Source organism: Serratia sp. HMSC15F11 (assembly GCF_001808215.1).
Lineage (GTDB): Bacteria > Pseudomonadota > Gammaproteobacteria > Enterobacterales > Enterobacteriaceae > Serratia > Serratia nevei.
Genome location: NZ_KV792444.1, coordinates 98,103 through 119,734 on the forward strand (window position 1 = coordinate 98,103; position 21,632 = coordinate 119,734).

26 protein-coding genes and 1 pseudogene are annotated in these 21,632 nt (G+C 51.9%); 6 read left to right on the forward strand and 21 right to left on the reverse strand.

Annotated elements, in window-relative coordinates; translation table 11 throughout:
* Positions 1-68: 68 nt before the first annotated feature.
* Positions 69-281: a hypothetical protein gene (locus HMPREF3138_RS09830; protein ID WP_038877757.1), complete on the forward strand. Its 213-nt coding sequence runs from the start codon at positions 69-71 to the stop codon at positions 279-281.
* On the opposite strand, the gene HMPREF3138_RS09835 is transcribed toward HMPREF3138_RS09830, so the two are convergent.
* Positions 278-697, reverse strand: a complete 420-nt coding sequence (locus HMPREF3138_RS09835; RefSeq protein ID WP_038877760.1) for a GNAT family N-acetyltransferase — start codon at positions 695-697, stop codon at positions 278-280. The two genes, HMPREF3138_RS09830 and HMPREF3138_RS09835, sit on opposite strands and share 4 nt — an antisense overlap.
* A 146-nt stretch (positions 698-843) precedes the next feature.
* Here HMPREF3138_RS09835 and HMPREF3138_RS09840 point away from each other — a divergent pair, with 146 nt between their 5' ends.
* Positions 844-1,134 carry a hypothetical protein gene (locus HMPREF3138_RS09840; RefSeq protein WP_038877762.1) on the forward strand — a complete coding sequence of 97 codons (291 nt, stop codon included), beginning with the start codon at positions 844-846 and terminating at the stop codon, positions 1,132-1,134.
* A 29-nt stretch (positions 1,135-1,163) separates the two neighbouring features.
* On the opposite strand, the gene HMPREF3138_RS09845 is transcribed toward HMPREF3138_RS09840, so the two are convergent.
* Both HMPREF3138_RS09845 and tolA read right to left on the reverse strand, forming a co-directional pair.
* Positions 1,164-2,066 carry an HNH endonuclease gene (locus tag HMPREF3138_RS09845; RefSeq protein ID WP_038877763.1) on the reverse strand — a complete coding sequence of 301 codons (903 nt, stop codon included), beginning with the start codon at positions 2,064-2,066 and terminating at the stop codon, positions 1,164-1,166.
* Between the two features lie 132 nt (positions 2,067-2,198).
* A complete protein-coding gene (gene tolA, locus HMPREF3138_RS09850) occupies positions 2,199-2,765 on the reverse strand; it encodes a cell envelope integrity protein TolA (RefSeq protein ID WP_223294949.1) in 567 nt (188 codons plus the stop codon).
* A 236-nt stretch (positions 2,766-3,001) separates the two neighbouring features.
* On the opposite strand from tolA, the gene HMPREF3138_RS09855 reads away from it, so the two are divergent.
* From HMPREF3138_RS09855 to uspF, 3 genes are all read left to right on the forward strand, one after another.
* A complete protein-coding gene (locus HMPREF3138_RS09855; RefSeq protein ID WP_038877765.1) occupies positions 3,002-3,235 on the forward strand; it encodes a YgdI/YgdR family lipoprotein in 234 nt (77 codons plus the stop codon).
* A gap of 12 nt (positions 3,236-3,247) precedes the next feature.
* A complete protein-coding gene (locus HMPREF3138_RS09860; protein WP_038877767.1) occupies positions 3,248-3,475 on the forward strand; it encodes a YgdI/YgdR family lipoprotein in 228 nt (75 codons plus the stop codon).
* Positions 3,476-3,691: 216 nt separating this feature from the next.
* The gene (gene uspF / locus HMPREF3138_RS09865; protein ID WP_038877769.1) at positions 3,692-4,147 is read left to right on the forward strand and encodes a universal stress protein UspF; all 456 of its coding nucleotides are present in this window, start codon (positions 3,692-3,694) and stop codon (positions 4,145-4,147) included.
* An 83-nt stretch (positions 4,148-4,230) separates the two neighbouring features.
* Here the strand turns inward: uspF and HMPREF3138_RS25350 are convergent.
* From HMPREF3138_RS25350 to HMPREF3138_RS09880, 5 genes and pseudogenes are all read right to left on the reverse strand, one after another.
* Positions 4,231-4,404 (reverse strand): annotated as a pseudogene (locus HMPREF3138_RS25350) (isocitrate/isopropylmalate family dehydrogenase); the annotation flags it as partial.
* A gap of 195 nt (positions 4,405-4,599) precedes the next feature.
* A complete protein-coding gene (locus HMPREF3138_RS09870) occupies positions 4,600-6,087 on the reverse strand; it encodes a phage tail fiber protein (protein ID WP_070558951.1) in 1,488 nt (495 codons plus the stop codon).
* Entirely contained in the window at positions 6,084-7,361 is a 1,278-nt protein-coding gene (locus HMPREF3138_RS27065; protein WP_230122572.1) for a phage tail fiber protein, read from the reverse strand. Before HMPREF3138_RS27065 ends, HMPREF3138_RS09870 begins: the two co-directional genes overlap by 4 nt.
* A gap of 49 nt (positions 7,362-7,410) precedes the next feature.
* Positions 7,411-8,400 carry a DUF6453 family protein gene (locus tag HMPREF3138_RS26260; RefSeq protein ID WP_139145138.1) on the reverse strand — a complete coding sequence of 330 codons (990 nt, stop codon included), beginning with the start codon at positions 8,398-8,400 and terminating at the stop codon, positions 7,411-7,413.
* A gap of 1 nt (position 8,401) precedes the next feature.
* Entirely contained in the window at positions 8,402-11,608 is a 3,207-nt protein-coding gene (locus HMPREF3138_RS09880; protein WP_070558953.1) for a TipJ family phage tail tip protein, read from the reverse strand.
* Between the two features lie 178 nt (positions 11,609-11,786).
* Here HMPREF3138_RS09880 and HMPREF3138_RS26265 point away from each other — a divergent pair, with 178 nt between their 5' ends.
* A complete protein-coding gene (locus tag HMPREF3138_RS26265) occupies positions 11,787-12,008 on the forward strand; it encodes a hypothetical protein (RefSeq protein WP_139145139.1) in 222 nt (73 codons plus the stop codon).
* Between the two features lie 73 nt (positions 12,009-12,081).
* On the opposite strand, the gene HMPREF3138_RS09885 is transcribed toward HMPREF3138_RS26265, so the two are convergent.
* Genes HMPREF3138_RS09885 through HMPREF3138_RS09940 form a run of 13 tightly spaced genes read right to left on the reverse strand, consistent with a single transcriptional unit; the run spans position 12,082 to position 21,619 of the window.
* Positions 12,082-12,693 (reverse strand): tail assembly protein, encoded by a 612-nt coding sequence (locus HMPREF3138_RS09885; RefSeq protein WP_070558955.1) that lies wholly within the window; start codon positions 12,691-12,693, stop codon positions 12,082-12,084.
* A gap of 59 nt (positions 12,694-12,752) precedes the next feature.
* Positions 12,753-13,289, reverse strand: a complete 537-nt coding sequence (locus HMPREF3138_RS26820; RefSeq protein WP_210394205.1) for a zinc ribbon domain-containing protein — start codon at positions 13,287-13,289, stop codon at positions 12,753-12,755.
* Positions 13,290-13,345: 56 nt separating this feature from the next.
* The gene (locus tag HMPREF3138_RS09895; protein WP_070558957.1) at positions 13,346-14,050 is read right to left on the reverse strand and encodes a C40 family peptidase; all 705 of its coding nucleotides are present in this window, start codon (positions 14,048-14,050) and stop codon (positions 13,346-13,348) included.
* Between the two features lie 8 nt (positions 14,051-14,058).
* Positions 14,059-14,811, reverse strand: coding sequence for a phage minor tail protein L (locus tag HMPREF3138_RS09900; RefSeq protein WP_210394207.1), 753 nt, complete (start codon positions 14,809-14,811; stop codon positions 14,059-14,061).
* A 9-nt stretch (positions 14,812-14,820) separates the two neighbouring features.
* Positions 14,821-15,159: a phage tail protein gene (locus HMPREF3138_RS25360; protein ID WP_072271165.1), complete on the reverse strand. Its 339-nt coding sequence runs from the start codon at positions 15,157-15,159 to the stop codon at positions 14,821-14,823.
* Positions 15,159-18,539: a phage tail tape measure protein gene (locus HMPREF3138_RS09905; protein WP_070558973.1), complete on the reverse strand. Its 3,381-nt coding sequence runs from the start codon at positions 18,537-18,539 to the stop codon at positions 15,159-15,161. Before HMPREF3138_RS09905 ends, HMPREF3138_RS25360 begins: the two co-directional genes overlap by 1 nt.
* Positions 18,532-18,831, reverse strand: a complete 300-nt coding sequence (locus HMPREF3138_RS09910) for a phage tail assembly protein T (protein ID WP_070558975.1) — start codon at positions 18,829-18,831, stop codon at positions 18,532-18,534. The genes HMPREF3138_RS09905 and HMPREF3138_RS09910 overlap by 8 nt, the downstream gene beginning before the upstream one ends.
* Positions 18,832-18,851: 20 nt before the next feature.
* Positions 18,852-19,274, reverse strand: coding sequence for a phage tail assembly chaperone G (gpG, locus tag HMPREF3138_RS09915; protein WP_230122571.1), 423 nt, complete (start codon positions 19,272-19,274; stop codon positions 18,852-18,854).
* A 32-nt stretch (positions 19,275-19,306) separates the two neighbouring features.
* Positions 19,307-20,044 carry a phage tail protein gene (locus HMPREF3138_RS09920; protein WP_060446892.1) on the reverse strand — a complete coding sequence of 246 codons (738 nt, stop codon included), beginning with the start codon at positions 20,042-20,044 and terminating at the stop codon, positions 19,307-19,309.
* Between the two features lie 11 nt (positions 20,045-20,055).
* Positions 20,056-20,457 carry a phage minor tail U family protein gene (locus tag HMPREF3138_RS09925; protein WP_070558977.1) on the reverse strand — a complete coding sequence of 134 codons (402 nt, stop codon included), beginning with the start codon at positions 20,455-20,457 and terminating at the stop codon, positions 20,056-20,058.
* On the reverse strand, positions 20,454-21,023 hold the full coding sequence (locus HMPREF3138_RS09930) for a phage tail protein (protein ID WP_170913160.1): 570 nt from the start codon (positions 21,021-21,023) through the stop codon (positions 20,454-20,456). Before HMPREF3138_RS09930 ends, HMPREF3138_RS09925 begins: the two co-directional genes overlap by 4 nt.
* 4 nt (positions 21,024-21,027) lie before the next feature.
* The gene (locus HMPREF3138_RS09935; protein ID WP_043138198.1) at positions 21,028-21,303 is read right to left on the reverse strand and encodes an ATP-binding protein; all 276 of its coding nucleotides are present in this window, start codon (positions 21,301-21,303) and stop codon (positions 21,028-21,030) included.
* Positions 21,296-21,619 (reverse strand): capsid cement protein, encoded by a 324-nt coding sequence (locus HMPREF3138_RS09940; RefSeq protein ID WP_070558979.1) that lies wholly within the window; start codon positions 21,617-21,619, stop codon positions 21,296-21,298. Before HMPREF3138_RS09940 ends, HMPREF3138_RS09935 begins: the two co-directional genes overlap by 8 nt.
* Positions 21,620-21,632: the final 13 nt, after the last annotated feature.

Sequence of the window (21,632 nt, forward strand, 5' to 3'; positions counted from 1 at the left end):
GCCCAGTTGGGCCCCTTTTTTTGTCTGTGGTATCCTTGCCGCGCTTACAAGGAAGAACGGGTTTCGTTATGCTTATTTTTTACGCCACGCTGGCTATCGCCTTCACTCTGCTGTGCCTGATGGCCTTTTTCTATTGCGCTTATCAGCTGTCGAAGCACGGCGACGTCAAATTTTTGGCCTCGCTTTCCGTGCTGCTCTTCGCGCTGCTGGCCTTCTATGCCGCTTATGGCTACGTCAGCACCTGGCTGCAACAGCAGGCGGTCGATGTCCGGCTTTATTAGCGCGCCGGGATAAAAAATACCTGCTCCGGATCGCCGTCATCGAGATTGTCAATCTGGCCGCTGGCAACAAACCCGGCGTTCAACAGCAGCCGCTGCATCGGCAGGTTGGAGCGATTGGTGGAGGTGAACAGCTTCGGGTGCCGACAGTGGGACTTCAACGCCGTAATCAGCACCAGCCCGACGCCCCGGCGACGATAGCGCTCGCCAACCATCAGCAGCTCGATAAAGCCGCAGCCGAAGAAGTGATAGTGCAGCACGCCGTAACCCATCACCACGCCCCGTTGTTCAGCAAGATAACAGATACCCTGCCCGCACCAGGTGCGGATCTGCGCCGCGCGCCGCGGATCGTATTCGGCGACGCTGTCGAGGGCGATCAGGGCTGCGGCATCGGTTTCAGTGGCAAGACGAACAGGCATGTATACCCCCTTATGTTTATGGGTAGCGGCGATACCGCATCAACGAAACGGCAACCGCGGCGGGATAGTTTTTACATCCCGGTCGAATTTTGTAATCCTATTATAGAGTTACCAAAACACACGCCAAGGAAGGAAAGCATTTCCCGATGAGAATACCGCAAATCTCCGCCGCCCTGCTGTTTACCCTGCTGCTGGCCGGCTGCCAGTTCCACAAAACCGTGTTCCCGCCGCCGTATATCGGCACCCCGCAAGAGATCGGCACCTACGAAGTGAAAGGGCTGACGTTCGTCACCACCGTCACCTTCAGCGGCCTGTTCGCCGAAGATCTGGTGCGCGAATACGCACAGAAACATCACTACCGCTATTACGTGGTAACGATGCGCAGCAACGGTTTTAAAGATCGAGCAGAGCGCGTGAGCGCGATGATGTATCGGTAGGAGCGCCGGCCCTGATTTGCAAACCTGCATCAGGGCTCTACTTCAAAACCCCATCTCGCTCGATGCCGCCGCAGGTAAGCTCTGTTCTTTTCAGACAACCCGCTAATGTTGGCGTCCAACGGGATCCTTAGCTCGCCTAACAAACCGCTCATCGTCCGTGAATACAACAAACGTCCGTCATCGGCAAAACTGATCATGCCGCGATCGAACAGCTTGTCCAGATTGGGGATTAACGGCAGACCATTGTGCGGATCCACTTTTTCTTCTGAGGTCGCAATCGACCAGGCAACGATGTGAGAGGCAATGAGAATGGACGGCTCCGCAATCCCCGTGACGGCGCACCGGTTTCCCCACCGCTTTAACATTTTATCGCGATAGGGGCCATGCCCAATCCGCGCCTGAATCACCGTTGCTTGCTCACCACCGATCTCTTTGGTGATTTCGACGGTATCCGCATGGAAATGGATCGAGAGATTTTCCGAGATAAAACAGGCGATCAACGCGGCTGCCGGTGCGGGGATCTCGCACATATAGTTTTCGGTGCATCCGCCTGTCTTATTAAAAACGCGCGGAAGGCAAGTCGGATTGTGCATGCGTATGAACGCCTGATTAAAAAGGGAAACATCAATGGGTAGTTCAAGGCACGTCAGTTTCAAATCGACTTTGGTACCCGCAATATGCCGCGGTCCCGCAGCCCGATACTCCGGCCGCGGTGCAGAGTAAGCATCGCGTACCGCTGTCGCCACGCCGATTATCCTCCTACCCTTGTGGCAAAAAATCAGGTCACCCTCTTTGACTTTTTTGACCGTTTCCCACCCGGCAGGTTTAAACATGTTCCCCGTTTTATTTATTCCATATTGCGGCGCCCACAGGAATTCACCCTTCAAAACTTCCGCGACGCTGCCACCGATGTTGACCCAGAAAAAACGCATTGCCACTCTTTTATAATCAGGAGTTTTAAGGGTTATCGTCACCATTCATCAATGGCTTTAGTGATTTTCACCCATTAACGCAGGGTGCAGGCAATAAAAAATCCCGGCCTTGACCGGGATAGCGTTGCTTATTCACTGAGGGCGAAATTCCAACGTGATAATTTGGAACGCATTTTGGACCTCTGGCGTTGGCGGCTTAGGCAGACGCGCATCGGCAACCGCCTGCATGGCGGCACGGCAAAGATCCGGATCGCCTCCTTCAGTTCGAACACCGACTGGCATGCCGTCCGGCGCCAGCGTGATACGCAATGTACAGCGTTGGCCTGAGTAAGTGGCGGCGTCTTTTAAATGGCGTTGAATCTCAGCTTGCACCTGAGTCATGTAATGTAATTTTTCTTTTCCCGGCGCAGGCGTCTTTGGGTCACCAAGGTTGGCGAAAAGATCATCGACCTCTTTATTCGCCGGATCGTTTTGGCTGGGGGCAGTGTGCTTGGCACACCCCGTTAACGTCAGCGCGGTCATCGCCGCCAATAGTATGGCGATGCCGGTTTTGTAGCCTGAATGCGTTATTATCATATCCCTGTCCTTATGGATGATTATCAGCCGAATCAACGTTGTATTCGAAAAAATCCCCGGCGCATACTTATACAGAATTAACGCCAAACCACCAGAGACATTGTTAGTATCAAGCATCGGCATGCGGAGTATCTTGGGCCGATGATGACATGAAGCCATAGCACCCTCACCGGGCAGTACGTCTGCGAACCCTGACCTATCGATAACTTTGTTATCCGAACGATCAATCACCCCATCAATAAATTAAGAAATTCTTAATTTTTATCGCATTAAAAGCGTTTCAACGCTAGCAATCTGGAGATTCTGCCTATACTTACTTTCCTGCTATTAAATTCATTTAAGTAACCAGGATGGTAAGTATGAAAAGTAAACGACTCTTTGCCGCGCTTCTTACTGCGACTACGGTGATGTTCATAGCGGGCTGCGCTTCCAATCAGGCGATCAAAACAACGGATGGCAAGACCATTGTCACCGACGGCAAGCCTCAGGTCGATAAAGATACCGGGTTAGTCTCCTATCGAAATGCAGAAACGGGCAAAACGGAACAAATCAATCGAGACCAAATTGCAAACATGAGTGAGTTGGATAACTAAAAGGAGCTACAAATGAAAAAAACGCTTGTTCTTCCCGCGATCGCCCTGGTTGCCATCGCCGCACTGTCAGGCTGCACACGCACCAGCTACGCCATCCATACCCACGACGGTCGAACGCTCATCAGTGACGGCAAGCCGAAAGAAACCGCTGCCGGGTTGATCGGTTATACCGACGCCAATGGCGTTAAACAGCAAATCAACAAGACGGAAGTCAAAGAGGTTTCAGAGATCCCGCATTAAGATTTCGATAACCTTAGCCAGCTAAAACCAAGGGAGCCAATGGCTCCCTTTCTACTCAAAAAACCGGCGCGCTTGCGTGAATTTAACGATAACACCGATAAACACCTGACATTTAGCGCCAACGTTCTCAGGTTTGCCATAGGGATCTCTCCTTTCCCTGCATCAAGCAGCTATAATCCAAAAAGTGGAGTTTTTTGATAACGATAAGGAGGGAGTATGTATAAAACAATCTTGGTTCCCGTGGATATTACCGAGCCGGAATTAACACAGCAGGTCATCCCGCATGTCAACGCGCTCGCCAGGCTCGAAGACTCCCACGTCCATTTCCTGGCGGTGATCCCGTCGCGCGCCACCTACGCGGCCTTCGGCTTTGCCGCCACCGCGGCGGTGGAAACCAAAGATGAAACCATTGCGCTAGCGACCGAGGGGCTGGCAAAAGCGGCAAAACAATTCAGCGTGCCTGAAGATAGAGTGACCACGCACGTTGCCGTCGGCGATCCTAAAGATCAGATCCTGGAACTTGCTGATGCGCTTAACGCGGAGATTATTGTGATGGGTTCCAACCGCCCTTCTGCGATCACTTACCTCCTCGGCTCCAATGCCACCGCCGTTGTCCGCCACGCCAATTGCCCGGTGCTGGTCGTGCGTGAATCGGCTAACGCCGCTCGCTGAGCCTGTCCGATACCTCACTCATATTTGAACAATAAAAAACGGGAGCCCTAAGGCTCCCGCTCTCATTCAAGCGCTGAACACACTTACATGTGCTTAACGATAGCGTCGCCAAACTCTGAACATTTCAGCAGCTTAGCGCCTTCCATCAGGCGTTCGAAGTCATAGGTCACGGTCTTGGCGGCGATGGCGCCTTCCATGCCTTTAACGATCAGATCAGCCGCTTCGAACCAGCCCATGTGGCGCAGCAGTATATTGCTGACAGCAAATTAACAAGTTGATTTTTAATACTAAAAACTGATTTCAGCGGGATAACTTACGTCATTTGACGCAATTTGTAAGCCATTGATTGAATGAAATGTTTGCTGGGTTTTGATAATGCCTTTTCCGGGTGCTGCCCCTGCCGATGTTCAACCTGAGTGAACACTACGAGGCCGGCGACGGGGCAGCAGATTTTAGATGGAGTCTACGTTTACATTTTCAAGAGCGGCGGTTTCCTCGACTGCTTCCGGTGCTTCTTCAACCTCGCTCACCGGCATTTCCAGGCGAAGATCGATCCAGCGTCCTTCCGGGATATCCATCGGTTCACCAGCCACTATCGCGGCTGTGTCGATGTCAAAGCGGCGCTTGCTGACCTTCACATAGATTGTGCCGTCCTTACCTGTACTGGCTGATACAAAGCAAAGGCGGTTGCCGTTCACGTCCTGCGGCACTTCGATGTTCCAGCCCTCTTCCGCAAAACCTAACGCGCCGGAGACTTTGTAAACGCCAACCGAAACTCGCTCACCAGATACCCCTTCTGCCTCAGCATTCACCGCAACGCAGCCAGACAACGTAAAACCGTCCAAGTAGTCATCAGGCATCTTTTCCGGTTCGCCGGAAAGTCTGATAATCGGCGAAGCTTTCTTGATAAAACCGTTTGAGTCTGTTGTCGTATTCTGATTAGTCCAGGCATCGATAAACAGCACGCGGGCATCAGATGCAGTCGCGGGAATATTCGCTGGCAACACCTGCACATTCGAAAATGAGACATCGCTGATATTGGCGTGTCGGCTTGGCAACAGGATTGCGCCGGTATCACTCGAATACTGGTCTACTCTGCAATAAAGCTCAACAGTAAGCCCATCAGCTAACGTGTTCAACTTCGCTTCTTTAACTGTTCGATTATTTGCACCAAAAAGCGTATGAATAACAGCATTACTAAGTCCATCTTTATTCGTGTTACCTGTTTTAATAGTGACAAACTGAACGCCTTGCTGTAGCGGATTTCCGTTAAATAACGAGCCACCTATAATGATAAATCCAATTGTTTTACCATTCGAGGTATCTGCAAATTTAACTGTGATTTTCATCCAGGCTCCATTACTAACATACCCGGAAGTAAATCTATCATAGCAACTGCCAAGTAAAATTCCTTGTGCTGCCTCTTGACTAGTTTTTGCCCCTGTTCCACCCTGCGAGATACTAAGCGCTGTTTTCAGGCCAGACAGTGATGTAATGTCTGAGTTAGCACCACTCTTTGCTGCATTCGCTAAAGTGGCCGCCGCATTATTTTCACTGATTTTTGCGGCCGCGGCTGATGCTGCTGATTTATCTGCTGATAATGCAGCGTCAGCGCGCAAACGATCGACGGTTTGCACAATCTCCGGGGTAATGTCACTTTCACCTGGACGGCGAAGGAAATCATTGAGCGTGCCGGGCAGGGAATCGGTATAGACCTCTATGGTACCTACCCGCTCCGGCTGAGAGCCGTAAACAGACACAATGACTTCGTATGCGCCCGGCTCCACGGATAGTGAGTATTTACCGCCGTCATCCGTCACCGATTGGGACTTTGCCAAATTCAACACCGTAGACGATGTTTTAATCGAGCGCATAGTGATGGTTACGCCAGAGCGGGGATCGCCATAAGGCCCCTTTAATACACCGCTGATTAATGTCATTTATTTTTCTCCTTATCTTTGATTGGCATTTCAAGACGAAAATCAATCCAGCGCCCAGCAGGTATATCCATCGGTTCACCGGCTATAACAGTCGCCGTTCCAAAATCCACTTTCCTTTTGCTCACCCTCACAATTATTTCCCCGTTGTCATTAACCTCAGTCGTCACAAAGCACAATCTATTACCGTTGCTATCTTGAGGTATTTCAAAATCCCACCCCTCTTTTGCAAGTCCAGCAGCACCAGAAATCACGTAAATGCCGGTATCTATTTTTTCTGCGCTAACCCCGGTAGCGTCTTGATTGACAGCGGCGAGTCCTGACAGCACAAAGCCATCAAGATAATTATCTGTCATATTTTCTGGGTTATCAGAAACACGCGCTATGGGCGATGCCTTCTTGATAAATCCGTTTGCGTCAGTGGTCGTGTTGGATGTAGTAATAACCTCGCAAATCTGACCATTATACTGAGGGTTAGTCGTTACCAGTCTCAAATACATTTTGGGTGCGCTGGCGAGAGTTGTTGGGATAATTATTTGATAACCCGTATTGACGTCAAATGGCACCTGCAATAACGAAGAGTTGTTATCAATGCCACCCAAAACAGCTTTGGCACTATAAAGACCGCTAGGTTTGACTCCATCAAGAGCCTCCTGAGTTGGAGTTTTTATCCCAACTCCGAATGCTCCTACCGTCGCCACCCGCCCTGGTGTTGCATCAGTAAGCCCCGATTGCAGTGTCGCACCCGCCGCCGAACCGAGTGATTTTTTATCTGCCTTATCATTGAGCGCCGTTTTATCTGCTTTATCAGACAATTTTTTTGTCACATCAGTAGCAAGATCATCTACAGCCTTCTTTTCTGCTTTTTGGTTCAGCGCCGCAGTGAAACTGTTCCAGGCCGGGCCGGTGTATGTGCTGCCGTCAGGGAGCGTTACCGTAATGTTTCCGGTGCCGCTGAATACCTGCTGCCAGTTGTTTTTATCGAGGTTCAGCCCGCGTAGGGCTTTGGCTGTCTCTGCGGCCAGCTGGGCGGTGATGGTGTTCATCGCGTCACGCGGTACGGCATACCACGCGGCTCCTGCCTGCGTTGGGCCGTCATAGGCTTTAATCAGCGTCGCCTGTGTGGCGCTATCAACGGTTTTCACCGGTAGCGTATAGGTGACGCCGCCGACGACGCTCACGATGAAATCACCGGCTTTCAGCTCGGTGTTGAATGCCGTCCCCGTACCTTTCACTACGACGGAATTGTTCGTTAGGGTTAGAGTGCCTGCGGGCATGATGATCTCCTAAATCGTTGCATAAAAAAACCGGCTCAGTGGCCGGTTGTTAGAAATAATGGTCAGCGTTAATAACCATGAGCGGAATCTGTGACGAGTACCATCGGGTTGATGTATTCCATTTTGTCTGAATTTTTGTTCCTGATTCAGCGCGCCAGAATTGGACAGAGCTACCATTAAACCGATAACCGCAGCTGTAATAGTTATAAACTCCGCCATTCATTTCTGAGTTACCACGCATAAACGCATTAACTGCAAGGGGGATCATCGGTCTAGTTACTCCTGTATCAACTAAATCCTCTGGATTCCTACCGACATTAACAGAGCGCCCATCCCAAACTAACGGTTCTGTATCACTTGTGAATGTATTATCTCCGGCAGCATTCTTAATCACCATCCCATAACCGATTGGCGTCGGCGGGTAATAGCCACTATTCATAATGACCACTTTCACATTAGCTGTGGTTAAAATAGGCTCACCTAAACGATTATCACGCGATACCGTTAATTCGTTATATTGCACAGCGTGATAAATAGAAACGCCGGGGTCATCGCACCGAACAAAGACAACCTTGGTCTTATCGTTTTGAACGACTGGCAATGTCCATTTGCCGTTAATCGTCACTTCCCCTTTCCATGCAACAAAACCCAGTCTGGACGAACTGTTAATGCTCATCCAGTCCACCGAGTTTTGAATCATTATTCCATAAGTTCCAGATGCGCTATCTGGCTGTTGAACCTGGTAAATGCTATATTCAATAAACAAAGATGCTCCATTCTTAAATGTCGCATCAACAATGATTTGATTTCCCTGAGTTCTCCATCCAGTTACCCCACCGTAAGATGGGGGATTCGTTTGACTACCGAATATTATCCCAGTTTGGCCGACCAAAAAAACAGGGTTACCAGCTTTGTAATCCGGTAGCACATAAACCTTTTGCCCATTACCATCAAACCAGGGTTGCTTATCGTTGGCTAATAGTGAAATGCTATTAACCGCCGCCAGCTCTTTGCCATTCATCCACAGGCCATACGCCACGTTACAACCTCCCCATTCTCACCCGAAGATTACCGCCAGCGTCATAAACATTAATCTGGTCGCCGCGTATCTCCATGCGCCCATTACCGTCGCCGCCGTTAATCTGGATTTGCCCGGCCCCTGCACCGCTTTTATCCATCCGCCACCCGCTGGTCGCGCTGAAGTTATCGGACTGAATAAACCCGCTGATTTTGGCGTTGGTGATTGCCGCATCCGCAATTTTCGCCGACGTGATAGAAGCGTTCTGAATAAACGCATCGCTGATAAATACCTGTCCGTTGACTACAGCGAACGGCGAATATTGCGTGTCGCCGCTGCCGCTCATCAACACGAACTGATTGGCGTTGAAACCGATACGGGTGATGACGGGTTTCCCGGTTTCCGCCAGCACGGCGATCGACATGCCCGCGTTGTAGAACACGCCGTTAACCCTCACACCCGCTTTCAGTGTGTGGATGGCCGTTGCGCCATCGGCATCAACTGTTGCCGTCAGCTTGTCCTCCAGTACCGCTGTCACATCGTCAATCTGCGCCTGCACCTGCGTAGACAGTTCGGCCAGGGCGCGATCGACTTCCGCTATCGTGGTTTTCACCACCAGAATATCAGCCCGCACCGTGCCATACTGCGCCCACTGGTGCTCAACCGTCGCGTTGTTAGCCAGCGCATTCTGGATAATGGCCTCAATGTTTGTGTCAATGTCGCCAGTGAGGCGGTCGCCGTCCTTGTCGGTCAGGAAGCCATCTCCGATGCTCTCCAGGTAGTCACCGGCGTTAGCGTTCGACTGCCCCTTAATCCAGCCAGTCCAGTCGCCCTGGTTGCCGGTTCGGTCTTGCAGACGAGCGCGGAACCAGAACTCCTGCCCCGCTTTCAACCCGGTCATGGTGTGCGTGTGCAGCGGGTACGGGATATCGGCCAGCAACATCGCGTTATTCCCGGCTGCGTTGTCCGCATAGTGGATTTCGGTTTTCAGCGTGTCTTCAGCCCCGTCTGGGAATCCCCAATCGAGCTGTATACCCCACAACAAAGGCGAAGCCTTGAAGCCGACCGGCACCGGCGGCTTGCCCTCCTTCCCTTTCAGGTAGGTTTCCATCGACGTCGCCCAGACGGACGATATATCGCTGGCGTTGATGGCCCGCACGCGCACCAGGTAGCGACCGGCATAAATTCCCGGCACTTCAAAGCCGAGCGCCGAGGTGCGCGGCACCGATACCCAGTTGCCGTTATCTTTGCGCCATTCCGCCTCATAGACGATGGCATTTTCAACCGCACCCCAGGCGGCGCGCAGGGTGGTAATCGCGATACCCTGGCTCACCGAGGAGTAGCTGGCGATGGTGATGTTTTTCGGCGGCGCCTGCACGCCGGGCGGAATGATGGAGATCGGCCGATCGTCGATACGCGCGCCGGTATCGATGCGGGCGTACTTGTTCGGGTCATGCTCGGTTGCGTTAATGGTAAATGTGTTGTCGCCATTGTCAGCGATACCCACCACACGGTAGAGCTGCACCGCCAGATCGTCAGCGTCGATAGACCAGGCAGACTCCGACACCGGTATTTCACTATAGGCAGTGGTCACAGTCACCACGCGCTCATTCACCGCCTGCACGGTGCGTGCCTGCGCTTTACCTGAAGGCAGGTTAACGATCAGGCGGTCGCCAGCTTTAGCGCCCGGCTTTCTATCCAGCGTCAGTTTGCGACCGTCCACGCTGCTGATGCGTCCACCGATCACCCGACCGGCGACCATCTGATCGGCCACGCCTACGATATGCCCCGGCATGGGGATCATGCCGTCCAGCCCCACGGAGAAGCTGACCGTGCGGTCTTTGCTGTTAGTCAGCAATGCCCAGCGGCCCCGGCGGTTTGCCTCGCTCTGGCGGGTACAACCGATCGCCGTCAGCTCGGTTTGGTTCACGTCGTACCGGCGCACCAGGTCGCTATCAAATACAGCCTCTATCGCATCGGCATAGTGGTTCGCCGGATCAGACCAACTGACCATTGCGGTGCTGTAGCGGGTGCGCTCGCTGGCAGACGAATAGGTAAACTTGCCGTCGATAACGTTGGCACGGGTATAGGTGAAGTCCATATCACGCGGCATATCTGCCAGGGCGACCATTTGGTTTTGTCCCCAATAGGTCATGCCACGGAAGATACCGGCCAGATCGCTCAGCACCGTCCAGGCATCCTCTCGGGATTGAATGTAAACGTTGCAGGTAAAGCGCGGTTCCATACCATCACCGCCGCGACCATCTGGCACCGGCTGATCGCAATACTGCGCGATGCGATACAGTTCAGACTCGGATACCTGGGTGGAGTCAATGCGATCGCCCAGGCCAAAGCGGTCGGCTAAAATAATGTCGTAGAACACCCAGGCCGGATTATCGCTGTAGGCCCACTTAAAGCCCCCCGTCCAAACGCCGGTATAGCTGCGTGTTTCCGGGTCATAATTGTCAGGCACGCGGATAACCCGTCCGCGTGGCGCACAGCTGATCTTCGGGATGTTCGGAAACTGTTTGGAGTCGAACTCCACATACAGCAGTGCCGTGTTCGGATAGCGCAACTTGGCGTCGATAATTTCCGTCAACGCCTCGATGTTCATACGATCGGCGATCCGTGCGCTGTTGGCGTTAGGCGTCAACCGACGAACGCGCACCTGCCAGCCCGTAGTGGCTTTCGGTAAGTTGATGCGGTGAGAACGCTCATACAGCGAGGTGGTTTTGTCGTCGATTGCTGCCGTTAACATTTCCTGATAGCTGCCGCCATCGGTGGCCACATCAATGGCGTATTCGATGCGGTAGCCGTTAACATCGCCGTTGTCTTCTTGCTTTTGCAACATCGGCCAGCCAAAGCGCAGACGCACAGCGGAAAGTTGCAGGTTCGATACAGACCGAACCCACGGCGTGCCACTTTTCAGCTCTGTGCCGACGGTGATCTCGTTTTCGACAGCAGGAATACCCTGAATATAATCCTGTGCCTGCGTACCAGGACGAAACTCCCAGCGGAATCCGGGGAAATTTTCAGAACCGTCGGCATTAAGTGCGGGGGTACCGTCAGCAAAAATGTTTGTGCCATCCAACCCACCGGCAAACTCGCCCTCACCCAGCGCAAATAACATCTTCGCTCTGGCGATCGATTGAATGCTGTCCGGCGATTCTACTGGCGTGTGGCCACCGCCGCCGCCACCTTTGCGGCCTTTTATCGTTACATTGTCCATATTGCACCAATGAAAAAAGCCGCGATAAGCGGCGTAGTGAATACACTGATCAAATATCAGGGTTTACGGATAAAATTAAGGCACTATCTTGTAATGGCTCAGCCCGTCCATGTAGAGGCATGGGCGTTTGAAATCAGAGGGATGGCTGATTAACTCTGGTAGTCGCTAAAGGAAAAGCATGGATATCCAAACAAATGCCACCAATGAAGGAAGAGTTATTGCCCTACAAGTTGCCTTAGCAGTCTTAGTTGACCTCTGGGGAAGAGACAACCCAGAAAACAAGGCTATACTGCTGAATCTTCTTGAAAGAACTGGCATTGACCCTATTAATTCTAACTCTTCTTCTGCTTTTCACGAGTTAATTGAAATGATTCGAGGGCTGGAAGAAATACGCGGATAGTTCCATTAGGGTTATAGAAATATAACCCTTCATTCGATTTTTTATATGCCATAACTCACTCCCGCCTCTCGGCTTACTGTTGATCTTCAGTGTAAATACCAGCAGAGATAATAGCTCCGCCTATCTCACGCGTACCGTACAGTACACCAACAGGATTACCCTGCGCCGTGGTGTTGACAGGCCCGCCAAAGGCATAGCTCGGCTTGTTGTCCTGGTCTTGGCGCATGCGCAATCCTCCCATTTGCGGGGATAGCATTTGAACAACACCACCAAGGGCCATTGCTGCACCTGCATAAGCCATAGAAGCCCACCCCCCCGTTGCCGAAAAAACACCAAGCCCAGCGGGTGAGAAGGCCATAGCCGCACCAATTAATGCCACCCCTAAAATAGTTTGGAATAGGCCAGCACGCTTGCTCCCAATCACAACGGGAACAAGGTGAATATCTTCCGTCCCTTTGGTGAGTTCAAGTTCATCCTGCCCGACATTGCGCTTACCAACGAAAACTGAAAATGTCAGGCCGCGCTTGTGCGCCTCAAGCATGTAACGCTCGAAACCGGGCAATAAATTTTTCATAGCATCAATCGCCTTTGGCACCGTTGGTGCCCGATATTTAAACTCTCGACCAAACACCTTTACCATAGGGCCATGAAATCTTATAGTTCTTACTTTACTCTCAATAAACATATAAATACACCTATGAAAGAGCCCACCAGTAGGTGGGCTTTGTTTGGTTTAATTTTAAGCTACGCTTTTATCCAATATTTAATTCTTTTTATGAACTGTTCATGAAGCGAGTTAGGAAGTAAATATTTAACGTAGTTAATATCTGGCTGAAACTCACCAAAAATATATGCAGGGTTAGTAGACTTTGCGTTCTTCTTGATACTTTCAGCCATTAGCTTTACTGCGTTATCATTTAGAATGTAGGCATCATTAAACTTTTCGAATAAAGTAGTATGTTCTATATCTTTAATTGAGAACTTTTTATTTTTAATTTTTTCAAGCTCGTCGCCAATATCACTCCCGCAGTGCTTACATTTTAATGCTTCTTGTTTAACCAATTCAGCACAATATGGGCACCTTGCAAAACCATCGGATAAAAGAGAGTCTTCAATAGCTTTCTGATCTTTTTTTATGCACAATGAGTGAATTAGCGCTACTATGAATAATAATGCCCCATACAGCCACCACTCACCAAAAGAACGCCCTTTGCTACTGGCTATAGCCGCTGGAATGCAACCAATTATTGCGAAACTAATTAATATTGCTATCAGATCCACATCACTACCTCCATATGTAATCACTAATAAGATAGTACCAGATAGCAAAGTTAATATCACATCAGCTCTATGTGACGCAGCACCTTCACAGTTCGCTCTTTCCAATAACCGCCGTAAGGCACACGCTGGCTAAGCATGCCGTACATGTGATGTAACAGCATGCCGTCTTCGAGCAGAATACCGGCATGGTTCGCCACCGGAGCGGAAACCTGCATAATCACCATGTCACCCGGCATCGGTGGGCCGTCGAACTCTCGAAAGCCGCAGTCGTGCCAGTTGTCCATGTAGAGATTTTCGCCCCGTTCCCACCACGGATAATCAACGCGGTAATCCTGGAGCACTATGCCGTGCTCCTGCCTGAAATAGCTCATGATCAGCCCCCAGCAGTCGGTATGTCCCAGCACGAACTGGCGACCTACCAGCGGCAATTCCCCGCGCGGCATGATCGTTCGCAAGTCACCCTCCGGCCAGCTGGCAATCGCCCAGGGCAACTCCATCGCGTCACATTGCGCCTTGTCCAGTTCGCTCGGCTGCGTGGTGGCATCCGGGTGACTGTGCACAATCATTGTGATCGTCCCCCACTCGGCAGCGGTCACATAATCCTCTGGCGACAGGTGAAACTGTTCGGTGGGATTATCCGCCAGGTTACGGCAGGGAAAGTAACGCTCAACGCGGGATTTCTGCGCCACGATGCCGCAACACTCGCGCGGATACTCAGCCTCGGCGTGCGCCATAATGGCCGCTATGGTTTTCTCTTTCATAACGCCACCTACTGCTTAATCAGGGCTGCACCAGGGAAGCCGCCGAACGGTAAAGGCTCAGTCTCACCAAAACGTTTTTGGCAATCACTCAGCAGCCCACCGCACCGATCTTTACTTGGGTCATCCACCGGATTTCCCTTGTCGTCAAAGTATCGCGTGCCTGCGTAATCGCAGCCCTTGCCGGTACGATACCATCCACGCGAACACCAGGTGCACAGACTGTGAATTTGGCGGGTCGGGATACGCAATCCCCGCAGGTCTGCCGGGCTGGATAGTTCGAACTCCACCGCCTCATCGATTTCCGTCGCTTTGCGATCGATGTAGAACACCTGTAGCTTTTCCTGCACCGGGTCGGCCGTTGGGTTCCCTTCAGGAAAATTGCGGGCATCGAGGTAATGCACAAGCGTATCGTGGATCAGAACCTTCGCCTGCGCCATATCTTCAAACTGAAGGCAAAGTGCAGTGATCAGGCCGTTGATATTGGCAACCGTCAATTTCGGCTCCGTGCTTTGGCTGTCGGAGGATATTTCCAGCCCTTCAACGGAAAACGGCCACGGCCCATACTCCTTGCCCTGCCACCAGATCGATTTTGCGGGTAGTTTCGTTTCGTCCCCGCCAGCAGCTGCCAGTTCTTCCTGTGTGTAGGGGAGTGTGTCGCTGTGAAAGCGCAGAATATCAGCACCGAACTTTGTCCCGTCCACTTCAACAAGACGAACGCGATTGCCCGGCTCAAACTTCTGCAGGTCTGTATTCAGCATGATTAATCTCGGTTAAACGTGAAAAGCTTCGATGAAGGTAGCGGTGACTGAATACCAATTTTTTTTCATGGTATTAGATTTATAACCTTCACAACGGTAAAGCCCAACAACACCAGATGGTGGGCGCCATTGAAATGATTTAACCCCCTGGTGAACATCAAGAAATCGAGTTACGTTTTCAATAAACTCCCGTGGCCCCGTAAAATTGAGTTCCCATGACCGGATCACAGGGTTAATACCATCGCCGGCCACCTGTGTATAACCATCACCAAATTGAGCTTTTCTGATCCGATATCGAGTATCAGCGGAGGAATTAACTCTCGCCGGAAAACTGAATGTTTCTATCGCCATTATGTCCCCTTGATTGCTTTCCAGATCGGTTGCCCTGGCTTCAGGTTGCGGTTGATGACCTCCTGACTTTTCTGCGCGGCAATACTTCCCATCTGTTTCCCGAACTCTTCCCAGCCAGGATCGGCCTGCGTATTAATATTTCCGCCACCTTCAATAGTGATGTACACATTAGGCGATGAAGGCGCTTGTTGTTGTGCACCATACATGCTGACGCCCAAGCGGCCATCAGGGCCACGTTTCAGAGGCAATATGCCCTCAGCACCGGCCTCACCCATCACGCCGGCCCCTTTGGCGAAAGCGAAGAACGTAGGCTGGTTCACTACCTGTCCGCTATATGCGCTCAATGATGGTGACGAATAAACGCCTCCTTTGGCGTTCGCAAACAATGGAACCTGGCCGGGGTTATTGCCACCACCACCCATGGCGCCGAAAAGACTCTGCAACCCCTGGCTCATTGCCATTCTCAACGCTATTTTTGCAAGGTCAGAGAGGATCGCCCTAGTGAACTCTCTAAACCCAGCCTTCCCTGTCGTTACAAATGACGCCAATGCGTTTTCCATGCCTGAGAATGCAGAAGTGAACAGGGACTTTGTCATGCCGGCGGCGTCCGAAGCCTGATCCTTATAGTTGCTCCAGGCGCTGGAAGCGCCAGCCATCCAATCACTGCGCAATTTGTCCTCAGCGGCATAGTAGTCCTGAGCTGCTTGCAGCTGCCGCTGATAACCCGCATCGTTCAGATCTCCTCCCTGATTTTGCCAGCCCTGCCGAAGCTGAGCGAAAGTGCTCTCCCGCTGCGCAGCTCGATCTCCCAATCCGGCGCTGCGCTGCAGCGCCTGCTGCTTTTCTGCCATTTGGATGACATATTTTGTCGAGGCATCCTGCAATTTGTTCAGCCGTTCCTGATGAGCAATTTGATCACCGAGTTCGGCTTTTTGCTCTGCCAGAGCCAGCACCTTATCCTTGCTGGATAGCAGCGATTTTTCCTGATCAGAGAGTTGACGCTTACCGGCAGCCTCTTCAAGCACTGCGAATTGCGCCTGCGTCTTCCACAGGTCTTTGCGCTGCTGGCTGATCGTATCATTCAGGCCCGTGTGCTGACGTAGCACCTGCAATTGCGCCTGAAGCGCCAGCAGCTCCGACTCTGCGCTATCCGATGCTTTTTCACCTGCCGGCGTGCGGTATTGTGGCCCCTTTGGTTTTTTCGGATCCTTGAATTGCTCGTTAATGCGCTGGATCTGTTTGTCACGCTCAACTTCGGACTTGATCAGCCCTTTTTCAAAAGCTTCGTTCGTCTGCCGGATCAGCTTTGCACGCTTCTCTTCCTTGGTTTGCAGCGTGGTTGCTAACGCATCCTGCTGCTGTGCAAGGCGCAACCGATCCTGCTCTTCCGCTTTTTGTTGCTGCGCAATATTTGCGAGGCCTTGTTGAACACCGCGCTGCAGATTCAGAGCGTCAAGCTGGGAGTTGAGAGAAGCGAGTTCCTCACGCCACGCTTGAAGTTTACCGTTCTTCTGGTTGTAACCTGTCCGTTCCGAATTTTCGATCTGCGCCTGCAGATTGGCAGCACGTGACGCCAATTCAGCTGCAGCATCGCCGGCGGTTTTGTCACGAAAAACCCCCGTGATGGCATCCCACATACCGCCAGCCATGTCTTTCAGCGTGCGCATGTAGGACTCAACCGAAGAAAGCTCGGTTTTCATTTTTTCGGCAGCACTATGCATGGCTTGTGCCGCCAAATCAGATGCCAGCTTCACCGCGTCCATGTGCCGCCCTTGTTCTTCAAGGGATCGAATGTTGGCGTACTGTTCAGCGGTCAGGAAATGCAGGCTTTCATTCAGCGCCAGAATCCCCTGACTGGGATCCTTGGCAATAGCAGTGAATTTCCCGGCCAAGGCGTCCAGTCCTTCACCACTTTCTTTCGAGAATGCAGCGATCGCCTGGCTTACCTGTGAAAAATTAGTTCCAGACGTGGCGCCAGCGGCAATCAACGCCTTGAGCGAGTCAGTCACTGCCGTAAATGATTGGCCGGCTGACGTACCTTGAAAGACTAATTCTTGCAGGCCCTGTTTTGTTAATCCGGATACACCATTGGTCCGCGCAAGTTCGCGATTAAGGTCGGCGATCCTTTTACTGCTGTCGTAAGCGTCGTAAGCCAGCAATCCCATCACAGCAGCAGTACCGCCCAGCAGTAAGCGCGCTGGCGTTAACAGACTGAGTATCGCTTTTAACGCATTCCCTACTCCACCAAAGCTATCTTTGATCTGGCCACCCTGCTGAATGGCAACCAACCAGATTGGCGCGCCAGACGCCAGGGAGGTTGTAATGTCGGTGATCTGCATCGGTAATTGGCGCATTGCCATTCGATATTGACCCACTGAAATGGTGCCGCGCTGCCACGCGTTCTCTTGTTCCCTGATTTTGGCAATCAGCGGTGCAGCCTGCTGAGAAATTCCCAATTGCGCTGCTTTATATTCTTGAACCTGCGAAGTGGTTTTACCCTGTAATTCCACCTGGTCACGCAGAGTAGACAAAAAATTTTCGCGTTGGCTTCGTGCGCGTTCAGCCTCTCTCGTGGCTGCTCGTTCAGCCGCTTCCTGCTCCGCAAGTGCAGCCTTCAAACCACGTGCGGCTATTGCTGCAGCGCGTTTTTGATCAGCTTCACGACGAGTCGCCACTTCTTGTTGACGCAATGATTCAATAAGAGGGGCGGCCTCTTGGCTGATCCCAAGTTGGGAGGCACGATAAGCCGCTGATTCTGATGCCGACGAACGGAAAAGCGCATTCTGATCACGTAATTTTTGTAGAAACGCAATTTTAGTCTGAGTGGCCTCGCGTTCCGCTTGAGCCAATACACGCTCTTTCGTCGCCGTCTCCGTCACCAGTGAGAGGTAATCTCCCTGCGTAATGTTTCCGGAAGCCCTGGCGGTCCGGATCTGTTCCTGAATAACCCGAAGTTCCTGTAGGCTATTTTCCTCGCCCTTGATCGCATCAATCTGGCGGAAAAAAGATGCAGTCAGACGATCCTGAGCGTCACCAGTAACCTGGGTTTGCTGCTGCTCCTCTCTAAGTCTGGCGCTGAGTTCTGCGACACGCTGGTGCGTTTCATCAACGGCGCGTGACGCCTCAGCCCATTTTCCCTTCATGCCATCCACGGCAGTGGATTGGCTGGCCAGCATCTTTGTGGTTGCGCTGGCGCTGTTTTCTGCTATTCCGCCGATCGCAGATGCCTGACGCTCAGCCAGGCGCCGCATGCGTTCAGTAGACACATCAGCTTTTCGGCTAGACTCGAGCAGTTGACGTTCAACACGTCCCATCTGCTCCTGAAACGAAACTGTATTTGCATCCAGATTGACGACGAGATCAGCAATCTGCTCAGTCATAGCGAACCCCTCCGAAAATCCCCTCTCCGATCAACATAAGATCATCGTCCGTCTGCTCTATTTCCGGCTCTGGCGGGGTCAGTAAGCTGTAGTCACTTGGATAAATAGGGTCATCGCCGGTAGTGTTCAGCGCCACCAGCATAGCCTTGAGTGACGAAAATTCGGCATCAAGCAGGCCATCAGAAAAATGATATTCCCGATAAAAAGCGGCCCACTCCCCCAGCTCAGATGCGCTGATCTCTGAAAGCATTCGCCTCCAGTCTGGGCGCTTGAATTCGCGCGCCAACCGCATGGCGAACTGGATTTCGGAGGCTAGGGCTTTTCCGGGGTGATTTCCTGATCGTGCTTAGGTTCATCGCCTACGGTAGCATCCGCTGCAGGTTCAATTTCCGTTGGGATCATATCGCTCAACGTCAAAATTTTGTGGCTGCAGCCGGCGATAGCGGCGCCAGACCAGTCAGCCAAAATATCCTGCTGAATATTTTCAACATCTTGTTTTTTATCGCTATGCCACAAAGACCGTGCAATCAGCCAGGCGTTAATCCGCAGGCGCATGGTGGTAAATGCGATATTCTTGTCGGAATCACTGGTTTCATCAGGCATCGCATCAAACTGGTCGGCCTCTTTCTTGATAAAAGCCAGATAATCAATACGTTGTAAACCTGAAAGCTCGCTGATGTCGATCTTCTGATCGGCATATTCGAAAGTGTCTTTTTTCAGCATAAATCCGCCCATAAAAGCGCCCCTTTCGGGGCGTAGTTGTAAAATTAAGCAACGGTGACTTTGGCCAGCGCCACAAACAGTCCGTCATTCGTCATGCCAACAACATCAACGCTACCGGCTTTTACCCCTTTCACTTTGGCCACTTTGCCATTAAGCGTCACAGTTGCCGTTGCTGGCGCTGAAGAGGAAACTCGTAGCGTTGCATCCGTGGCATTCGCCGGTAAAACGCTGAAGGTCAGGTCAACGGTTGCCCCAACCGCAACATTAGCGGTAGTTGGTGAAACAGTGAGCCCTGTCACAGGAACAATCGGGGAATCACCATCTTCTGCAATAAATGGTCTGCCCGAGTTGGTTACCTTAATGGTGCGCGTGATAACCTCTTTGGCCGTCACCGTCTTGCCAAGGCTACTCACCCACCCCTTGAATACATCCACGGTGCCGTTCGGGTACTTGATTTTGTAACCGCGGACTTCACCGGAATGGAACCATTGAACCAACCCTTTCTGACCGCTTTCTCCGGGCTTCCAGGCCAGCGTGATATTGGCTTCCCCTGCCGATTTCTCACCCTGTGCTGTCGCATTCCAGTCAGCATTTTCATCATCGAGATAATTATCGTCGTATGAATCTGCCGTGATCTCACCAGGTTGTAGTTCTTTAATTTTTGCTAATCGCGTCCACCCTTCATCACTGAGTGGGTTATAGAAGGGATCGTTATTCCCTGTATAAAGCCAAAAAGTAGTCCCAGCACCTTTAACTGGCGCCAACGGATTCGGAGTTGCCATTATCAGGCTCCTTACATGGTATAAGTCAGTTGATAGGAAAGGTCGGCAGCGCCCCAGGTGGCCATTTCATCGTCTCGCTGGTAGTCATAGCCAACGGGGCTCATGGTTTCAATCAAGGGGGATAGTGCAGGGATATCTTTCAGAACGGGGTAGATCTTCTCTTCTACCCACTGATCGAGCGTTGCGTCGGGTTGAGTAGCTTTGAGATACACCACGATGTGCAACATCGCTCGCCAGATGTCCGTATCCAGTTCATTCTCCGTATAACGCGCGTCATCGAGGAAAACGGCGACTGCCGGTAGATCGTTCTCATCGATGAAGGCCGGGCGGCCGTCAAAATACGTCACGTCATCAGTGATCGTTGAGCGACAGCGCTCGAGCACTGCGTTGCGGATCGCTGTGTGCTTAATCATCCAATTTTCCTCACAAGATAAAGACGCAGCTGGTTTTTCAGGGCATAGCCCATTTCCTTACCCATATCGGTTTCCAGCAAGCGCCGCGTCTCTTCCTGGTAGGCTTTGGTTAGTGGTGTCACCAGCGGGATTTTGACGACTTCGATCGGATAACGTGACCGACCGACACGCCGCATGACATGCCAGCGGCCATTAGCCAACTGCTGAATAAATGCATGACGAAAGGTAAAACGCCCGATCTTCAGTACGCTTCCCTGTTTGCCAACAAAACCTACCCGGCGAGAAAGCTGTACCCTTGCCGCCCCCAGTTTGATCGCCGGCAGATTACCGCGGTTGATTGAAAGCGTCGCCCGTGGTGGATTTTGCTCAGCACTCGCTCTTCGCAACCTGGCGCGTTGCCGGATCAGCTTCTGTTGTACCCTCACATCCTCAGCCACCAGCTTGGTACTGCGGCTAATAGCTCGGCCTGCCACGCGGTTTAACGATTGGGCAGTGGCGCGCGGCACCATGGATTTACTGAGGGTGTTCAGATTACGAATGGCCTGCTCGATACCTTTCATCGTCATTCCCCTATTCGATCCAGATATGAGGCTTACCGTTAAACTGCTGATATCGCGTCACGATGTAGGATTTACCATCGAACTCCACCGGATCATTACGCCGGGGGCGGTATCCCGCGGTAAATACCACGAGCGAGATGCCATCTCCGCTGACCGCCTGCAGTTCGGGTAAAAAATGCGCCTCAACGACAATATGAGGCGCCCCACTCAACATGACAGGCTTGCCGAACCGGGATTGCGTGACGCGATCCATCCGAGCGGCCATCCTGTCAAACGGGTTAGCCATTGAGTTTTACCGCAACCACAGTGACGTCTTTCGCCGCCGCCTCCCAGGCAAAGCCAGCAGCCACAGCGTCAGTTGCGGCCAACTGCACGACGCCATCCTTGATGAACACCTTTTTGCCGGCCGGAATGACATCCGCCGCCAATTTAGGCAGTTGGAATACCCCGGAAACGAAGCCATCACCGGTGCGGCCGGTAGCGATGTCCGTAATCACTACGGCGACCAGATCACCCACGACAACAGGATCGCCGCTGGCAATATCCGCGGCGGCCGCGGTAATAGCGATGGTGTTACCGTTCTGCACAAAATTCGTAGCCATTTGAAACTCTCCA

What these genes read in the sequence shown, in the direction of transcription:
- HMPREF3138_RS09855 (WP_038877765.1), top strand. Translation starts at nt 3,002, where the DNA reads ATGAAAAGTAAACGACTCTTTGCCGCGCTTCTTACTGCGACTACGGTG.
- HMPREF3138_RS09860 (WP_038877767.1), top strand. Translation starts at nt 3,248, where the DNA reads ATGAAAAAAACGCTTGTTCTTCCCGCGATCGCCCTGGTTGCCATCGCC.
- HMPREF3138_RS09885 (WP_070558955.1), bottom strand. Translation starts at nt 12,693, where the DNA reads ATGTTTATTGAGAGTAAAGTAAGAACTATAAGATTTCATGGCCCTATG.
- HMPREF3138_RS26265 (WP_139145139.1), top strand. Translation starts at nt 11,787, where the DNA reads ATGGATATCCAAACAAATGCCACCAATGAAGGAAGAGTTATTGCCCTA.
- HMPREF3138_RS27065 (WP_230122572.1), bottom strand. Translation starts at nt 7,361, where the DNA reads ATGCCCGCAGGCACTCTAACCCTAACGAACAATTCCGTCGTAGTGAAA.
- HMPREF3138_RS09930 (WP_170913160.1), bottom strand. Translation starts at nt 21,023, where the DNA reads ATGACGATGAAAGGTATCGAGCAGGCCATTCGTAATCTGAACACCCTC.
- HMPREF3138_RS25360 (WP_072271165.1), bottom strand. Translation starts at nt 15,159, where the DNA reads ATGGCGATAGAAACATTCAGTTTTCCGGCGAGAGTTAATTCCTCCGCT.
- HMPREF3138_RS09835 (WP_038877760.1), bottom strand. Translation starts at nt 697, where the DNA reads ATGCCTGTTCGTCTTGCCACTGAAACCGATGCCGCAGCCCTGATCGCC.
- HMPREF3138_RS09845 (WP_038877763.1), bottom strand. Translation starts at nt 2,066, where the DNA reads ATGCGTTTTTTCTGGGTCAACATCGGTGGCAGCGTCGCGGAAGTTTTG.
- HMPREF3138_RS09940 (WP_070558979.1), bottom strand. Translation starts at nt 21,619, where the DNA reads ATGGCTACGAATTTTGTGCAGAACGGTAACACCATCGCTATTACCGCG.
- HMPREF3138_RS09895 (WP_070558957.1), bottom strand. Translation starts at nt 14,050, where the DNA reads ATGAAAGAGAAAACCATAGCGGCCATTATGGCGCACGCCGAGGCTGAG.
- uspF (WP_038877769.1), top strand. Translation starts at nt 3,692, where the DNA reads ATGTATAAAACAATCTTGGTTCCCGTGGATATTACCGAGCCGGAATTA.
- HMPREF3138_RS09925 (WP_070558977.1), bottom strand. Translation starts at nt 20,457, where the DNA reads ATGATTAAGCACACAGCGATCCGCAACGCAGTGCTCGAGCGCTGTCGC.
- HMPREF3138_RS09905 (WP_070558973.1), bottom strand. Translation starts at nt 18,539, where the DNA reads ATGACTGAGCAGATTGCTGATCTCGTCGTCAATCTGGATGCAAATACA.
- HMPREF3138_RS09910 (WP_070558975.1), bottom strand. Translation starts at nt 18,831, where the DNA reads ATGCGGTTGGCGCGCGAATTCAAGCGCCCAGACTGGAGGCGAATGCTT.
- HMPREF3138_RS09840 (WP_038877762.1), top strand. Translation starts at nt 844, where the DNA reads ATGAGAATACCGCAAATCTCCGCCGCCCTGCTGTTTACCCTGCTGCTG.
- HMPREF3138_RS09830 (WP_038877757.1), top strand. Translation starts at nt 69, where the DNA reads ATGCTTATTTTTTACGCCACGCTGGCTATCGCCTTCACTCTGCTGTGC.
- HMPREF3138_RS09935 (WP_043138198.1), bottom strand. Translation starts at nt 21,303, where the DNA reads ATGGCTAACCCGTTTGACAGGATGGCCGCTCGGATGGATCGCGTCACG.
- gpG (WP_230122571.1), bottom strand. Translation starts at nt 19,274, where the DNA reads ATGGGCGGATTTATGCTGAAAAAAGACACTTTCGAATATGCCGATCAG.
- HMPREF3138_RS09880 (WP_070558953.1), bottom strand. Translation starts at nt 11,608, where the DNA reads ATGGACAATGTAACGATAAAAGGCCGCAAAGGTGGCGGCGGCGGTGGC.
- HMPREF3138_RS09870 (WP_070558951.1), bottom strand. Translation starts at nt 6,087, where the DNA reads ATGACATTAATCAGCGGTGTATTAAAGGGGCCTTATGGCGATCCCCGC.
- tolA (WP_223294949.1), bottom strand. Translation starts at nt 2,765, where the DNA reads ATGCCGATGCTTGATACTAACAATGTCTCTGGTGGTTTGGCGTTAATT.
- HMPREF3138_RS09920 (WP_060446892.1), bottom strand. Translation starts at nt 20,044, where the DNA reads ATGGCAACTCCGAATCCGTTGGCGCCAGTTAAAGGTGCTGGGACTACT.